Annotated in this window: 10 protein-coding genes; 6 read left to right on the top strand and 4 right to left on the bottom strand. The window is 39.4% G+C overall.

Going from position 1 to position 16,757, the window contains the following annotated elements:
• Positions 1–25: 25 nt before the first annotated feature.
• From JWQ54_RS13080 to JWQ54_RS13070, 3 genes are read right to left on the bottom strand one after another with little or no spacing between them, the layout of a single operon-like run.
• Complete coding sequence (locus JWQ54_RS13080; RefSeq protein WP_299585371.1) at positions 26–415, bottom strand: DoxX family protein; 390 nt, start codon at positions 413–415, stop codon at positions 26–28.
• Between the two features lie 20 nt (positions 416–435).
• On the bottom strand, positions 436–1,107 hold the full coding sequence (locus tag JWQ54_RS13075; protein WP_299585369.1) for an NAD(P)-dependent oxidoreductase: 672 nt from the start codon (positions 1,105–1,107) through the stop codon (positions 436–438).
• Positions 1,108–1,167: 60 nt separating this feature from the next.
• Complete coding sequence (locus JWQ54_RS13070; RefSeq protein WP_299585367.1) at positions 1,168–1,644, bottom strand: hypothetical protein; 477 nt, start codon at positions 1,642–1,644, stop codon at positions 1,168–1,170.
• Between the two features lie 151 nt (positions 1,645–1,795).
• On the opposite strand from JWQ54_RS13070, the gene JWQ54_RS13065 reads away from it, so the two are divergent.
• On the top strand, positions 1,796–2,431 hold the full coding sequence (locus JWQ54_RS13065) for a hypothetical protein (protein WP_299585365.1): 636 nt from the start codon (positions 1,796–1,798) through the stop codon (positions 2,429–2,431).
• Positions 2,432–2,723: 292 nt separating this feature from the next.
• On the opposite strand, the gene JWQ54_RS13060 is transcribed toward JWQ54_RS13065, so the two are convergent.
• The gene (locus JWQ54_RS13060; protein ID WP_299585363.1) at positions 2,724–4,028 is read right to left on the bottom strand and encodes a glycoside hydrolase family 71/99-like protein; all 1,305 of its coding nucleotides are present in this window, start codon (positions 4,026–4,028) and stop codon (positions 2,724–2,726) included.
• Positions 4,029–4,386: 358 nt separating this feature from the next.
• Between JWQ54_RS13060 and JWQ54_RS13055 the strand changes: the two genes are divergently transcribed.
• From JWQ54_RS13055 to JWQ54_RS13035, 5 genes are all read left to right on the top strand, one after another.
• The gene (locus JWQ54_RS13055) at positions 4,387–6,963 is read left to right on the top strand and encodes a galactose oxidase (RefSeq protein WP_299585361.1); all 2,577 of its coding nucleotides are present in this window, start codon (positions 4,387–4,389) and stop codon (positions 6,961–6,963) included.
• A gap of 189 nt (positions 6,964–7,152) precedes the next feature.
• Positions 7,153–9,393: a GH92 family glycosyl hydrolase gene (locus tag JWQ54_RS13050; protein ID WP_299585359.1), complete on the top strand. Its 2,241-nt coding sequence runs from the start codon at positions 7,153–7,155 to the stop codon at positions 9,391–9,393.
• A 219-nt stretch (positions 9,394–9,612) separates the two neighbouring features.
• Positions 9,613–11,877 (top strand): GH92 family glycosyl hydrolase, encoded by a 2,265-nt coding sequence (locus JWQ54_RS13045; RefSeq protein ID WP_299585357.1) that lies wholly within the window; start codon positions 9,613–9,615, stop codon positions 11,875–11,877.
• A 67-nt stretch (positions 11,878–11,944) separates the two neighbouring features.
• Entirely contained in the window at positions 11,945–13,411 is a 1,467-nt protein-coding gene (locus tag JWQ54_RS13040; protein WP_299585355.1) for a GDSL-type esterase/lipase family protein, read from the top strand.
• A gap of 281 nt (positions 13,412–13,692) precedes the next feature.
• Positions 13,693–16,731, top strand: coding sequence for a TonB-dependent receptor (locus tag JWQ54_RS13035; protein ID WP_299585352.1), 3,039 nt, complete (start codon positions 13,693–13,695; stop codon positions 16,729–16,731).
• Positions 16,732–16,757 lie beyond the last annotated feature (26 nt).

Below are 16,757 nucleotides of genomic sequence, written 5' to 3'. Positions count from 1 at the left end.
TTTTACCCGTTAATCAATAAGGATCTCAATTGTTGCTTATGGCATCTTTTGTATTTGGGGTTTTGTTGAGCTTATTTAAATACCATAATAAGATCGTCATTATTATAAATACAGATATCGGCTCCGCCACTCCCGAAAGCGGGTAACCGCTATTTACTTTTGCTATAAATGCCGAAATAAGGCAAACACTGAAACTAACATAAACCCACTCCTTTACCCGGTTAGATACCTGAGGAATAAGCAACACAATAACGCCCAATATTTTAGCCACAGTAAGCTCAATCCTGAAATATTCAGGGAAGCCCAGCTTTTGAGTAAACTCCACTTTATGCGTGCCTGAGTACCATGCACTAAATAATATAAATGCAGATATAACTCCAGTTATTAGCCAGTATGCCGTTTTATTATTTTTCATTTTTCAAGTTGCTGATATCCTTAATAACCTATTTCAATAACCGTCTTATACGTTGCTTTACTGCCTATATTGTGAATGATGTAATGAGCCACATCGGCCCGTGAAATTTTGAGGCAATTTTTAAGGAAAGCATTAATGGCAACACGGTATTTACCGGTTACCGGCTTGTCCGACAGTTGCGGAGGGCGTATAATTGTCCAGTCGGCATTGCTCTCTTTTATCAGTTCCTCCATTACTCTCAGGTCGGCATACATATGCTTTAATAATTTTTGAATGATGTATTTTTCAGCCCATCTTACATAAAAAGGCAATACCGGGCTTATCTCAATGGCAGATGCTGAAATAAAAAAAACACGTTTTATCCCCTTTTTATTCATTGCCTTTAAAAGGTTAGCATTTCCCTGCGAGTACAATGTTGTTGGCTCATCCGATCCCAATCCCCCGCTTACACCTATTGCAGATATTACAACGTCTTTATTTGCAAGGTGATCTTCAAATGTTTCAGGGCGTGTAATATCTCCCTTTATAAGTTCAAGATTGGGGTGATGGACATCCAGCTTTGCAGGGTTGCGGAGCAGTGCCGTAACGTGGTGCCCTGCTTGTAATGCCATTTCAACGCATTGCCGCCCTATGCCTCCGTTTGCACCTACAATTAATAGTTTATAAACAGGTGATGTTGCTTGAGATTCCATTTATGATCTTATTTAAAATATTTCACTATAATCTTTGCACAGGTGTTTCCTATACAAGGGTTAATTAAATTTAAATACGCTTAAAAAAATAACTATTAAAAAAAGAGCCAGTTGCGTAAAAAAGAAAAGGTTCAGCTTAGCCTTTATACCTTCTGCCTGGATGCTGATATTTACAACCTCACCGGCCATTACCTTTCGCAGCTTTGTTCCCTGCCCCCTGCCCATAAGTATGCCATTCAGAATTAAAATAATAACAAGTCCGAACTTTATCCTGAACCATACCTGTTCGCCGAAAACGCCGTGGGTTATGGCCATCATACCTATGCCGGTAAACACCAGTAAAGCAGCGCCGATCCCTATCCATCTGGAAGATTTTGCAGTTGCCTGCAGGATTCCCTGTGATTTTTCCCTGTCCGTGTCAAATTGCTTCCAAAAGGTTTTAAATATTGTAAAGTCTACAAATGTGGTACCGGCCATGATAATTAAGCCGGTAAGATGTAATACCAAAAGTGCCTGGAGAAGTGTTAGTGTGTTCATGTTTTTATAAAAAAGAGTAAATAGTAATTCAGTAAAAATCATATATTAATACCATTAGGTATAAATAATATACAATTATATACCATATGGTAGTTAAATGCAAATTCTTTCACTCTTTTTTTTAAATTTGCTACCAAAAGGAAGTAAAACAGTGAATAAAACGGTTGAGTTGGTTAAACTATGGGGAGATTATGAAGCGCAGCACCCCGATTGCACTATTGATGATTTCTTTCGGCACCGGCTATCGTTAGCGGCAAAAGAAGAAAAGCTGGCTGTTCCTGAATGGCAGCTGCATCCCGACATAAACGGGAAGCTGATGATCTTGATCAGGCGGATAGGGAAATATCATATAGTTTATTCAAATAAGGCGCTGGAAGGCACAGGTTTAGATCAGATAGAAGAATTTGGCATACTGGTCACCATTTTTAACCAGGTAAATCCAATTAAATCCGAGGCTATCTACAACAACATTATGGAACTATCAAGCGGTACCAATATGTTAAACCGGATGAAAAAAAGAGGATTAATCAATGAACATTCAGACAAAGAAGATAAGCGTATTAAAAGACTTAAGCTCACAACCAAAGGAGAAGAATCCCTTGGCAAGGCGAAAGTGCGCGTGCTGCAGGTTGCCAAAATGATGGTAAGCGTTTTATCAGACGAGGATAAACAATTGTGCCTTCACTTACTAAGCCCGGTTAGTGAGAGGTTTGCCGGCACCTTTCCAAAACATAAGAATAAAGCTTTTGATGAAATTTTGAAGGAGATAGTAGGAGAGGGAAAATAGTTGAACTTTCATATGCTGACTTATTTTAGTCAACTTTTTATAGGACGGCACATTAAAAATAAAAACCCCCTCACACTTGCTGTTTGGGGGTTTTACCTAAACCTTATTACTAGCGTAAGCAGGATGCTTACATTTATAATAAGGTAAATATAAATTTCTTAAGTCAAAAACATAACAAATTGAATTATTTATCGCATATTTTTCACATACTGTGAAAAAAGGGAGCACGATCCACAACAGAAAGACATTGGTATGTGACTGTGAGTTGATAAAATATTTTATTTGTATGAAATTATTTTTCAGTCTTCCGGACAGGCAATTTAAAATTAAGGGGTTCCTCATTTCTTAATATTTTTGCGGCCTCGCCGGTTAGCCATAAATAATAGTCGGATGGCTTTCCTTCAAGATCTGCAAACTTTGTTTCAGGGTTAGTCTTGCTTACCGGAGGATTATCCGTGACCTTGAAAATAGCCGTACCCTCATTAACCTCATCAAACATAGCCACATATAACATGCCCGCACCTGATGACATTGCAGTTGACAACATTTGCCAGTAGAAGCGTCCGCCCATACGTGGTATGGATGCGATGGGCTTTATATCATCCGGAAATTCATAACGGCTCAGGTTATGCCAGCTAAATCCCGGATATACACACGGCACATAGCTAAGGTTGTTTTCCCGGCACCATTTCATATCTTCAATCAAATCATCCCTGTACCTGTTCATATCATTATGCAGTAGTGGCGAATAACGCTGTACGCTCCAGGGCAATACAATATCACATTGTTTAATCAGGTCGTGCAGGTAAGGGTCCGGATTGCAATCCCCTCTTAAGGTACGCCACGAGTTGGGCACTCCCAGCATAACTGCGCAGCCTCCATAAACCGGGTCGTTTTTTAAAAAGTCAATCAATCTTTCCAAGCCTATATTCCTTATGTTGTATGGCCTGTCGGGAAAGCCAACGCCCCATATAGCAACTATTGGTTTTCCATTAAAGTTTAAATAGGTATTTGTTTCTTGCTGATTGGTTACTTTAAGCTCATCAACCAAATATTTCCAATCTTCTATTATAGCCGAACAATCTTCACCCGAAGCCGCCAGCCCTGAAAGGTCATACATAACTGCGATAGCTCTTTTATATTTTGAAGCAGCTTCCAGCGCATTTTGCATTATAAATGAAGACCTGCTGTTTTTTTTATCCTTACTTTTTGCAGTATTAAAAAAACGCTGCACAAACACGCCATCAACTCCATATTGCTGCATCCATTTAAAATGAAGGTCAACAGTGCTTTTATCTGCCGAGCTAAAAAAAAGCGCAGGCTGCCCGTCTGAAAGCTTGAATGGCGTAGGATATGTTTTTTCATACTCGCTTACATCGGGCCACAAGTCAATCCCTGACCGCTCCTCGTTCCCATAGGCATAACGCGATGAATTGCTCCCATCGCCGGCCGCGCTGAACCATCCCTGGTATCCGGCCATAATTAAGCCCTTGTAAGTGGGATAGAGTGTGTTTTTGCTGTGTTTTGTTTGCGCATTACCGTTAAGGGCAAGGCAAAGTATTAAAATTACAAGTAAGGGATAATTAATTATTTTCATCGTATAATTGGCAGGATAAGGGTTTAATTGGTTTTACTTATCACAGCGGCAAATAAATGGAGTTGCCTTAAAAAAGTATTAATTATGCATTAACAGGCAATTTAATACAATTAACGCGAACGATTAATTTAACACAATGCACCATATTTTAAGCTTTTAGGAATTTATCTGCATAAAATTGTAAAAAATGCAATTCACGTTAATGACATTGCAAATGTTAATTATCATCTTAATTTTGATTTTAATTAAAAGCACAGATACTTTTATAAGTATGTGTAGCCAATAACCTAATTTTCAGATAATAAATTATCTTAGGCGTTCATATACCTGCAGATAATTATTAACCCTAAAAAAATAAATGAGATTAAGTTGGTGCTTTTTTAAAGTTATAGTTTCATTGTTTTTTGTAGTTGCCATATTTACTCATGACAGCTATGGCCAATCTTATGGCCTGGGTTTTTATAGTCATGAGGTTGTGCAGGATAAAAGAACCTCGCTTGATTTAAGTCCGGAAAAAACACTTTGTTTTAAAGATAATTTTGAAATATCATTTGATCTGACTTTTTATCCTAACAGGGCGATCTATTTTGGCTATATTATAAGAATAATTGAGAATGACCATCGGAATATCGACCTGGTTTATAATGCGCAGGCAACCAAAAATCATTTTAATTTAATAGTAGGTGATAAGCTTACTAAAACAGCCTTTGATATTGATCCCAAAATACTTTTTAGCCAGTGGAATAAGCTCTCGATAAAATTTGATTATGATCATAACAAAATTGTTTTCAGTTCGGGCAGCAACACCTTTATAGAAAACAACATTCAGTTAAAAAAGAATTCATGTTATAAAATACTGTTTGGAGTAAATAATTACAAACAATTTCAAACGACCGATGTGCCCCCAATGAAATTGCGGGACATAAGGATAAGCCAGAATGGGTTGTTAAAATATAACTGGCCTTTAAATGAAGAGCATGGCCAGGCAGCTCATGAACTATATTTGCAAAGCGACGGCGTTGTGACCAATCCTTTATGGATCACGGCACAGCATCACGATTGGCAGCCTGCCCAAACTATATTAATTAATGGGGCTGCCAGCGTGGCTTTTGATCCTAAAAATGAACAGGTTTATGTTGTTGGCAGCGATTCAACCTACCGTTATACAGTAGGCAATTCGCAATGGAGCACGCTGCCTTATTCTTCGGGCAAATTGATCCTTAACCAGGGTAATCAATCAGTTTTTAATCCTTACGATAACAACTTATACAATTTTTACCTTTTTCTGAGTAAAAGATTCATCGCCAAATACAACATAACCACGCATGCATGGGACAAAAAATTTGAAGCAGGGGATGTTTCCGATTTTTGGCACCTTAACAAATCAATATCAACTATTGATACTTCGTTGTACCTGTTTGGCGGATATGGCCATTTGGTGTATAAAAATAATGTACAGCAATATCATTTCAATTCGCATATATGGGAAAATGTAGTACTAAAAGGCGATTTTTTTATGCCCCGGTATCTTGCAGCATTGGGTGCAACACAAAAAGGTGATACGGTATACATACTTGGGGGATATGGCAATTCCAGCGGCCAACAGATCCTTAACCCTAAAAACATGTATGACATGCTGCGTTTTACTGTGAAGGATAAAACATTTAAAAAAATGTTTACATTAAAGGAAAGCGATGAAGACTTTGCTTTGGCAAATTCACTGGTAATTGATGCGCATTCAAATTCATATTACGGGCTTATTTTTCCGCAGCATAAATACAATTCAACGCTGCAGCTTATCCATGGCTCACTAACCAAACCTGCCTATACACTGGTTGGCAATTCAATACCTTATAATTTTCACGATACTCATTCATTTGCTGATCTGTACTATTGCGAAGCAAGCAAAAAGTTTATCGCTGTAACCTTACTGCGATCGGAAAATAACCAAACTAAAATAAATATTTATACACTGCTCTCTCCTCCTTATGGATCCGGCCCCAAAACATTGGCAGCCAGGGCAGCCAATTATTGGTATTCCATCGCTTTTATTATTCTAATTACCCTGATGGGGTTATTTGTAATTGTAAAGCGCCGCAAAAAAACTGCTTCTCTTTTATCAACATCGGTAGCAAACGCAGGAACTCCGTCTCCGGCGGCACCGGTTTCAGCTGAAATAAATAAAGTAAAAATCTTTAATGGAGAGGAACAGTACAAAAATTCCATTTTTCTGTTTGGCGATCTGCAGGTATTTGATGCCGAAGGGGTAGATATTACCAAATATTTCACTCCGCTTATAAAGGAGCTTTTCCTGGTCATTCTTTTATATTCCATAAAGCGCGGCCGTGGCTTAAGCTCTGAGAAACTGAATGAAATTTTGTGGTATGATAAAGATGCCAAAAGTGCGCGCAATAACAGATCGGTAAATATTGCCAAATTGAAAAACCTGCTTGATAAATTGGGCTATTGCTCCTTATCAAAAAATACCGGCTACTGGAAAATTGATATTGACTATAACCACATTTATGTTGATTATCATAATTATTTAAATATAGTACGTGACAAAGACCTGTTGGATATAGAGCGGATAAAATTGCTTTCAGCCATTACCCAGAGAGGAAATTTTCTGCTTAACAATGAATATGAATGGCTTGATAGTTTTAAATCTGAAATATCAAACGAGGTTATTGATACCTACCTGCATTATGCACATTCTCTTGATGCTGCTCACAATGCCGAGCTGTTAATTGAAATTGCAGGTTATATATTCTACTTCGATCCGGTTAATGAAGAAGCAACTGTATTAAAATGTAAGGCCCTATCATTGTTAGGTAAACACTCGTTAGCTAAAAATACCTTTGAAAACTTTATTAAAGAGTATAAAACTATTTATGGCGAGGATTTTAAAAAGGATTTCCATGCAATCCTTGAATAAAAAACGCCAATCTACCTTCCGGAACCCCTAAAACAGGTAGTGTTGTTTTAACTAATTCTATTAAAGTTGTAACACCGGCTATTAATTAAGCGGATTATTAATCTTTTATTAATGTTTGACACTTAATTCGTGGTTAAATATTAAATGCTTTTTTGTAATTCTATAAGCATTTGATTAACCAGTTATGTTATGTATCTTATAAAAAGAAAATCTTTTCTGTTGCTGCTTTGTGCGCCGTTTGTTTCTTTTAATAGCCTTTACGCGCAGCAGGACCCTTTAAAATTTGTAGATCCTTACATAGGGAGCGGCGGCCATGGGCATACCTTTGTAGGCGCGAGCGTGCCGTTTGGCGCTGTACAGGTTGGGCCCAATAACATTAATAAAGGCTGGGACTGGTGTTCAGGCTATCATTATAGCGATAGTTTATGTATTGGTTTTTCGCAAACGCACCTTAGTGGAACCGGTATTGGCGATTTGGGCGATATATTAATAATGCCATATACCGGCAGCATACTTACCGATAAGGGAACTCAGCAAAATCCTGGCTATGCATCGCATTACAAGCACAGTGATGAGGTTGTAAAACCACAATATTACAGCCTTAAAATGGATAACCAGGTAAAAGTTGAGTTAACTGCTTCTGAGCGTGTGGCGTTTCATCAATACTCTTTCCCCGCAAATAAGCAGGTGCACATTATTATTGATTTGAGCGAGGGAAATAATGATCAGTCAACCGATACCTATATTAAGCTGCTTGATAAAAATACCATAATTGGGTATAGGTTTTCGAAAGGTTGGGCCAAAGATCAGCGGATCTGGTTTGCTATAAAAAGTTCAATAGACATCGATAAATTTAATGTGTTTGACCTGAACACAGATAAACCCGGTGCCGAATTGCAGGGCAAACATGTTAAGGGCGTAATATCATTTGCAAATACTCCGCAAAAAGTTATGTTGAAAGTGGGGATCTCACCTGTTAGCAGCAACAATGCGCTGGCAAATATCAACGCTGAAATACCCGGCTGGAATTTTACAGGAACAGTAAACCAGGCGCGGATAAAATGGGAAAATGAGCTTTCAAAAATTACCGTAGAAACAAAGGACGATGCACATAAAAGAACATTTTATACGGCCCTGTATCATACGATGATAGACCCGGCTTTATATAACGATCATAATGGCGCCTATCGCGGTACAGATAAAAAATTATATAAAAATCCCGGGTTTGATAATTATTCGGTATTCTCTCTTTGGGATACCTACAGGTCTGCGGCTCCTTTAAGCACCATTATCCATACTGACAAGATCAATAGCTTTATTAATTCGTTACTGGCAGCTTATCAGCAGCAGGGCAAATTGCCAATATGGCCGCTTATGGGGAACGAAACTGATTGTATGGTTGGTTATCATTCGGTCCCTTTAATTGTGGATGCTTATTTAAAGGGCTACCGGGGTTTTGATGTAAAACTGGCTTATGAGGCCATTATAAAATCATCAACCAGGGATGATTATGGTATGAAATATATTAAGCAGATGGGTTATATCCCCGCCGATAAGCAAAATGAATCCCTATCAAGAGCGCTGGAATATGCTGTTGATGATTGGTGCATTGCCCAAATGGCAAAAAAATTGGGTAAAACCGCTGATGCAGCTCTATATACCAAACGTGCAGGTTATTATAAAAACTATTTCGACGCTTCTATAAAATTTATGCGTCCAAAATTGAGTGACGGCTCTTGGAAAACGCCTTATGACCCCCTGATCTCAAACAAAGACTTTACCGAAGGAAATGGCTGGCAATATACATGGCTTGTGCCGCAGGATGTTGAGGGTTTAATAACCCTGATGGGAGGCGATAAAGCTTTTTGTGATAAGCTGGATGAATTATTTAAAGCAACAGGCAGTATGGGCCCTGATGCTCCAAGTGATATTAGCGGTCTTATCGGGATGTATGCGCATGGTAATGAACCAAGCCACCATGTTATCTATATGTATGCTTATGCAGGTCAGCAATGGAAAACTGCCGAAAAGGTAAGGCAGGTTATGAATGAGTTTTATACAGACAAAATTGATGGCCTTGCAGGCAATGAAGACTGCGGTGCTATGTCATCATGGTATGTCATGTCGGCCATGGGGTTTTATCCCTGCAACCCGGCCAGCGGAACATATGTATTGGGCAGCCCTTTGTTTAATAAGGTAAAAATAAAAGTGAATAAGGGTGCTTCTTTTAGTGTGAATGTTGTTAATAACAGCAGCAAAAATATTTATATCCAAAAGGTAATATTTAACGGCACTAATTATAATCACAGCTACTTAAAACATAAGGATATTATGAAGGGTGGTAACCTGCAGATTGTTATGGGCCATAAGCCCAATTACAATTTTGGCAAGCTGATACCAAACAGGCCAAAATCTGCTGTTGAGGATTAAAATACCGGTTAATTACGGTATGAAAAACTAAAAGAATATACCAAAGCGATTATTAATCAATTATTAAACAATTATTAATAGTGCCCTGCTTAATTTATCGAATCAATTAATTTATAAACCAGGTACAAAAATTACTGATAAACTGCGGATACAAGTAATTGTAGGTATATCGGTATGATAAAAATTTAAGACATCCAATTTAACTTTATAACCAATAAAATGATTAAACCTGTCGCAATTAACTTTTTTAAAGTTTTCCTTTTTTTGATACTGAATTTTTATGGCGCCGGCAAGCTTGCAGCGCAGGATGAACCCGGAAATAATGCGGGCAGCGGCAATCTTAAATATATCGATCCGCGTATTGGCAATGTTGGCGCTTTGCTGCAGCCCACAAGGCCTACTGCACAACTTCCCAACCAACTGATCCGCATGTATCCTGAAAGAGAGGATTATATAGATGATCAGATCTCGAGCTTTCCTTTAACCATCGTATCGCACAGGCTTGGCGAAGTGTTTTCATTGAAGCCTTCAGTGGCTGCATTATCAAAGCAGGCATGGAAACAAAAACTAACCTATGATAACGACCTTGAGGTAACCCGGCCATGGTATTACTCAACCTATTTGGTTGATGATGGCACAACTGTTGAATTTACACCGGGTAAAAAAACCGGGATCTTCCGTTTTACTTTTTTGCCAGGTGTGGCCAATAAAAATTTATTGTTTGATCTGTATAACGATGGTGAAGCTGCATGGAGCTTTGAAAAGGGCCGCGTAATCACCGGGATGGAAACTTACCATGGCGATATAAAAGTTTACCTGTATGGTGTTTTTAGCCAGGATGGTAAAACTGGTACTATGGCTAACGGGCAGGTGAATGATAACAATACAGCAAAAGGTAAAGATATCCAGGCATATATCTCCTTTCCAAAAGAATCCCCGGACGCTATTGAATTAAGGTATGCTATATCTTATATAAGCCCTGAGCAGGCCAAAGCAACATTTGATGAAGAGATAAAAGGCCAGGCTTTTGAATCAATAAAAAGTAATGGCGAAAAAGCATGGTTAAAAGTAGTTGACCAAATAAAAGTTACCGGCGGAACGGAGGCCCAAAGACGATCTTTCTACACCGCTTTGTACAGGTGCAGCGAACGTATGGTTGATATAACTGAAGATAATAAGTATTACAGCGGTTATGATAAAAAGATCCATGACAGCAATGGTCCTTTTTATGTTGATGATTGGGTGTGGGACACCTACCTGGCCTTACATCCTTTAAGAAGCATATTAAATCCGGCATTGGAGCAGGATATGCTTAAGTCATACGTAACCATGTATCAGCAAAGCGGCTGGATGCCTACATTTCCGGTACTTTTTGGCGATAATCCGTGTATGAACGGGTTTCATTCGTCAGTTATGTTCCTGGATGATTACCGCAAAGGAATTAAAGGCTTTGATGCCGAAACAGCCTACCAGGGGATGGTAAAAAATGCAACCCAGGCAACCATGCTCCCCTGGGAAAACGGCCCTAAAACTGTACTGGATGATTTCTATTATAAAAACGGCTACTTCCCCGCGTTAAAACATGGCGAAAAAGAAACCGTACCCAACGTGCATTCTTTTGAAAAACGGCAGGCGGTAGCGGTTACACTTGGCGGCAGCTATGACGACTGGGCCGTTGGTGAAATGGCAAAAGAGCTTGGGCATACAGCAGATGCAGGGGAATTTAATGCGCGTTCAAAAAACTATAAAAATTTGTGGGACAGCAATGTTAAAATGTTTATGCCAAAAGATGCCGAAGGTAACTGGATAAAGATAGACCCCAAATTTGACGGCGGCCTGGGCGGACGCGAATATTTTGATGAAAATAACGGCTGGACCTATCTGTGGCAGGTACAGCATGATGTTAAAGGATTAATTACATTAATGGGAGGCAATAACGCCTTTGAAGCGAAGCTTGATCAATTGTTCCGTGAGGGCCTTGGCCGCAGCAAATATGAGTTCTGGAATAAATTCCCGGATGCTACAGGACTGGTTGGCCAATATTCAATGGGGAACGAGCCTAGCTTTCATATTCCCTACCTATATAACTATACTGCCCCCTGGAAAACCCAGAAACGCATCAGGTTTTTACTGGACGTTTGGTATAAAGACAATATTTTCGGGATCCCCGGCGACGAGGATGGCGGCGGTATGTCGGCTTTTGTAGTGTTCTCATCTATGGGGTTTTATCCAATAACACCCGGCATCCCCGTTTATACTATCGGCAGCCCGGTGTTTTCAAATGTAACTATCGATCTGCCCAATGGCAAACAGTTTAAGCTGGTAGCTAAAAATTGCACTGTTGTAAATAAATATATACAGAGTGCAAAACTTAACGGCGAAATTTTAAATACGGTATGGTTTACCCACCAGCAATTAGTTGACGGCGGGACGCTTGAATTAGAGATGGGGCCAAAGCCCAATAAAAGCTGGGGACTTCAGTAAATTAATATTGTTCCATTATTGTAACTAAGTAGCAAATAGAAATATAACGTTACGAATATTACGAGCTATGAAGACAAAAACTTACCTCTTTACATTAGGCTTATTTATTGTGCAGTTTAGCGCAATGGCACAAAGCAAAATAAAAATAGCCTGTATTGGGGCAAGTATTACTTATGGTGCAACAATTGAAAACCGGGAACAAAATTCATACCCGGCGCAACTTCAAAAAATGCTTGGGGACAATTACCAGGTTACCAATTATGGTGTTAGCGGAACCACACTGATTAAAAAGGGAGATTCACCATATTGGAATACTAACGAATATAGATCAGCCCTAGCAGCAAATCCTGATGTTGTTATTATTGACCTCGGGGGCAACGACAGTAAACTAATAAATCGCATCCACCTGGATGAGTACGAACGCGATTACCATGAATTTATCCATTCATTTACCCGGCTTCCGTCTCATCCGCGGGTAGTTTTATTGCTGGCAATGCCCTCATTTGTAAAAGATACCAGTGGCATTTGGGATCCTGTTATTGTTAAGCAGGTTAATCCGCATATTCAGCAGGTTGCTTTTGAAGATAAAGTTGAGGTGATAGATATGCATTCGCCATTTGTTGATAAGGAAGCGATAACGCCTGATAAGATCCATCCAAATAAAGAAGGCGCAGCCATTATGGCTCAAACCATTTATGAGAATATCTCTCAAAAAAAGGATCCTGCTTTTAACATCTTTCAAAACATAAAAACCGAATATAAAGTAAGCTCATTTTACGGATATGATTGTGCAGATTTTAAGCTTGATGGCCGTGATTGTAAAGTTGTAAAACCCAAATGGAGTGCACCAGGCCACCCGTGGATCTGGCGTGCCCGCTTTTGGGGCCATGAACCTCAAACCGATATTTCATTATTGCAGCGTGGTTTTCATTTGGTTTATTGCGATGTGGCTGAGCTATTGGGTAATGATGAATCAATTAAATACTGGAACAACTTTTACAACCTGTTAAGTAAGGCTGGTTTAGGCAAAAAAGCTGTGATGGAAGGGATGAGCAGGGGGGCGGTTTATGTATTTAACTGGGCCGCTGTTAATACCGGTAAGGTAGCCTGCGTTTATGTGGATAACCCGCTTTTAAATATCCCGTCGTGGGCAGAAGGCTTTATGAAAACACCCGCCGAAAAAAATGATATGTTTGACGCTTTTAAGAAAGATTATAACCTGACTACAGACGAGCAGATTCGCAAATTTACCGGCAGCCCGGCTGATAAGGTAAGGGAAATTGTAAAAGGTAAATATCCTATATTAGTTTTATGCGCTGATGAAGATGAAGCAGTATCGCCGGAAGAGAATACCCTGCTTTTTGAAAAAAGAATAAAAGCATTAAACGGAAATATTACTGTAATTCATAAACCTGGTTTTAAACATCATCCGCATAGTTTGCCTAACCCCAAACCCATTACAGATTTTATTTTGAAAGCTACAGGGGATTTTAAAACTGTTAAGGGAAAATCACATACCCTGTTTAATAAATAACCAATAATAAAAACCTATCGCCATGGATTGCTTTTCCGGCACCACCTGTTACTTGTTTGGACCGCAATACGCAAATTAATATTATGTAATAATATAAGATTTTGCCTTTCACACTGGGTTATTGCGCTTATTATAATATAATAATTAAGAAAAAGGTTAATTCAGGCCTGTTAAGCCCCCAAAATTAATCATTTATTATGCTTTTTTTAATCGAAGGAAACTTATTTTACCTTAAGATTATCCCAATCTATAAACCAATTTTTAATCAAACTTAAATGAAAATGAAAAGAATTTTATTTATCTTTTTCCTATTTATGTTTGCCGTAACTGCAAAGAGTTATGCTACATATATAAAAAGTGCCGTGACAAGTCCGCCGCTTGTTACCGTTACCGGGCAAGTAAAAGATGCGCAGGGCCTGCCAATAGTTGGCGCAAACGTTAAAGTAAAGGGAACAAATATCGGTACACAAACAGATGTAAACGGAAAGTTTCAACTGCAGGTTCCTGATAATGCCACACTTGTGTTTAGTTTTTTGGGCTACGCTGAACAAAGCGTACCCTTAAACGGGCAAACTGTATTAAATATAACATTACAGGAAAATGCAATTGCGTTACAGGAAGTTGTAGCTGTTGGTTATGGTACACAGAAAAGAAGTGAGGTTACAGGATCAAGCAGCAGCGTATCTGCCAAAGAGATTGCTAAACGCCCCATTACCCAACTATCACAGGCCTTACAAGGTACTGCTGCGGGTGTTGCTGTAACCAGCGCTAATGGCCAGCCAGGCCAGGGCCCCCGTGTTAAAATAAGGGGTGCTAACTCTATCACGGGTAACAATGAGCCATTATATGTTACCGATGGCAACATTGGCGCTGCTCCTGATGACCCGAATGATGTTGAAACAATTGAAATTTTAAAAGATGCTGCCTCAACAGCTATTTATGGTTCACGCGGTTCAAACGGAGTTATCCTGGTAACTACCAAATCAGGCCATGCCGGCAAAACCAAGATCGAATTTAATTCATGGGTACAGCATGATCAGATGCCAAAACATCTTGACCTGATGGGGGCCTATGATTTTGCACGGTCGGTAAATAACCAGTTTCAATCTACAGGTCAAACTGCTGCTTTTTCACAGGCGCAACTTGATAACTACCACGCAAACGGTGGCGGTACTGATTGGCAAAATGCGCTTTTCAGAAAAGCATGGGTGCAATATTATGATCTTGCTATATCCGGCGGGTCTGATCTTGTAAAATATCGTTTTTCGTTAGGTTACCTTGATCAGCCGGGTACTATCCTTAACACCTATTATAAACGGACCACGCTTAAATCAAACATGGATATTAAGCTGAATAGCCGGATGGATTTGAAGGTAATTTTATCAGCCTCCATTCCTCAAAATCATAACAATAGTTATGGAGGCGGCTTAGGCGATCCGTTTAACCAGGCAGTTGAGTGGGATCCGACGTCGCCGGTACGGGATGCCAGCGGCGCGTTTATTCATCACTCACAATATGCTTCTATCCAGTTTAACCCGGTTGAGCAGGCTTTAAGCCAGGCCGATGATGGAAGCGCTACCAACCTTAACGCTACCGCAACATTCAATTACCGGATAATAAAGGACCTTACATTTACATCAACTGATGTGTATTCATTAGGGCAAAACTATCTGCAAAGATTTTATGGGCCCGGCACAAGTAATTTTGATTCGAAATCAGATTACATTAACAATGAAACAAGCAGGTTCCATGGTTATTTAAGCAGTAATTTCCTAACCTACAAACACAAATTTGGCGATCACTCCATAACCGCTACCGGCTTATATGAAGTGCAGTCAGGCACAAGCATGGGTTTTGTAGCCCGGTCAAGTAACCTGTCGAACTATAATTTGGGTTACTATAACCTATCTCTGGGCAAATCCCAGCAAAATTCTTCATCTTATTCATCTGATGCCTTAATATCATATATGGCCCGTGTTAACTATGCTTATAAAGATAAATACTATCTTACTGCAAGCATCCGTACAGACGGCTCATCGCACCTGATCCAAAAATACAGCTCATTTCCTTCTGTAAGCGTGGGCTGGAATGCTATAAATGAAGATTTTTTGAAAGATTCAAAATTGTTCTCTGATCTAAGGATCCGCGCTTCTTACGGGCAAACCGGTAATCAAAACGTGGGTGCATATTCAACAATTGCACAAATCCTTACCCCTTCATCTCAGGGCCTTTACTTCTATAATGGCGCTTCAGGCGACGGCAGCGTAGCTACGCCGCTGGGAACAGGCGTATCAAAATCACTTAAGTGGGAAACTAAATCAGCCTATGACATTGGCATTGATATGGCTTTCCTTAAAGGGCGTTTAACTTTCACATTGGATGCTTACAAGAATGATATAAAGAACCTGCTCTATTCAAAAAACGCTCCATTTTATGATAATGGCGGCACCTACCAGGCCAATATAGGCAGCCTTACAAACAAAGGGCTTGACATAAGCCTGGGCGGAACCCCCGTTGTATCAGGAAACTTTAAATGGACCACCAATTTAACGCTATCAATTAACCGGAATAAGCTCACTGATCTTGGCGGACTGGATAACCAGATAGTAGGAAGCGGCAATAATACGGTTAATGCTATACTAAAAGTTGGACAGCCATTGGGCGAATTTTATGGATATAAATATTTAGGTACGTGGAAAACTGCCGATGCTGCAGAAGCGGCTAAATTTGGTATGAAACCAGGAGATGCCAGGTACGAAGACGTAAACGGAGATCACGCTTATACTTCTGATGATTATCAGACGTTAGGAAATGCTACTCCGAAATTTTCTTACGGATTTATAAATGACCTGACTTATAAGGCTTTTACGTTAAGCTTTATGTTCCAGGGCCAGCAGGGCAGTCAGGTATTTTCTCAAACGCTTGCCTATTTATGGGGCGGCCTGGGTGACATGAAAAATGCTACAACAAGGGAAGCTGTGCCGGAAAATTTATGGACCCCAAACAATCAGACCAATAACCCGGCCTGGAGTACTTCAAGTCATAACTATAACAATAGCAGCCGTTATGTTTATAATTCAAGCTATGCAAAATTAAAAAACCTGTCGCTTGCTTACCGCGTTCCGGCTGCATTATTAAGGAAAGTCAGTGTTAATAGCCTTGAAGTATATGTAAGCGGGCAAAATCTGTTTACAATTACTCCCTATAAAGGATATGACCCTGAAATTGATAATGGCGGAAATGCTATTACACAAGGGCAGGAATTTGGTGTAATTCCAAATCCTAAAACCTATACAATTGGTATAAGATTAGGGTTGTAATTATTAACTGATATTGATTTATTACT

Origin of the sequence: Mucilaginibacter sp., from assembly GCF_028288225.1 — a bacterium.
Lineage (GTDB): Bacteria > Bacteroidota > Bacteroidia > Sphingobacteriales > Sphingobacteriaceae > Mucilaginibacter.
Note: the sequence above shows the minus strand (reverse complement) of the source record. Positions and strands in the feature narration are given on the sequence as shown.

Coding starts and splice junctions, on each gene's coding strand:
- JWQ54_RS13080 (WP_299585371.1), bottom strand. CDS start 415: ATGAAAAATAATAAAACGGCATACTGGCTAATAACTGGAGTTATATCT.
- JWQ54_RS13075 (WP_299585369.1), bottom strand. CDS start 1,107: ATGGAATCTCAAGCAACATCACCTGTTTATAAACTATTAATTGTAGGT.
- JWQ54_RS13070 (WP_299585367.1), bottom strand. CDS start 1,644: ATGAACACACTAACACTTCTCCAGGCACTTTTGGTATTACATCTTACC.
- JWQ54_RS13060 (WP_299585363.1), bottom strand. CDS start 4,028: ATGAAAATAATTAATTATCCCTTACTTGTAATTTTAATACTTTGCCTT.
- JWQ54_RS13055 (WP_299585361.1), top strand. CDS start 4,387: ATGAGATTAAGTTGGTGCTTTTTTAAAGTTATAGTTTCATTGTTTTTT.
- JWQ54_RS13050 (WP_299585359.1), top strand. CDS start 7,153: ATGTATCTTATAAAAAGAAAATCTTTTCTGTTGCTGCTTTGTGCGCCG.
- JWQ54_RS13045 (WP_299585357.1), top strand. CDS start 9,613: ATGATTAAACCTGTCGCAATTAACTTTTTTAAAGTTTTCCTTTTTTTG.
- JWQ54_RS13040 (WP_299585355.1), top strand. CDS start 11,945: ATGAAGACAAAAACTTACCTCTTTACATTAGGCTTATTTATTGTGCAG.
- JWQ54_RS13035 (WP_299585352.1), top strand. CDS start 13,693: ATGAAAAGAATTTTATTTATCTTTTTCCTATTTATGTTTGCCGTAACT.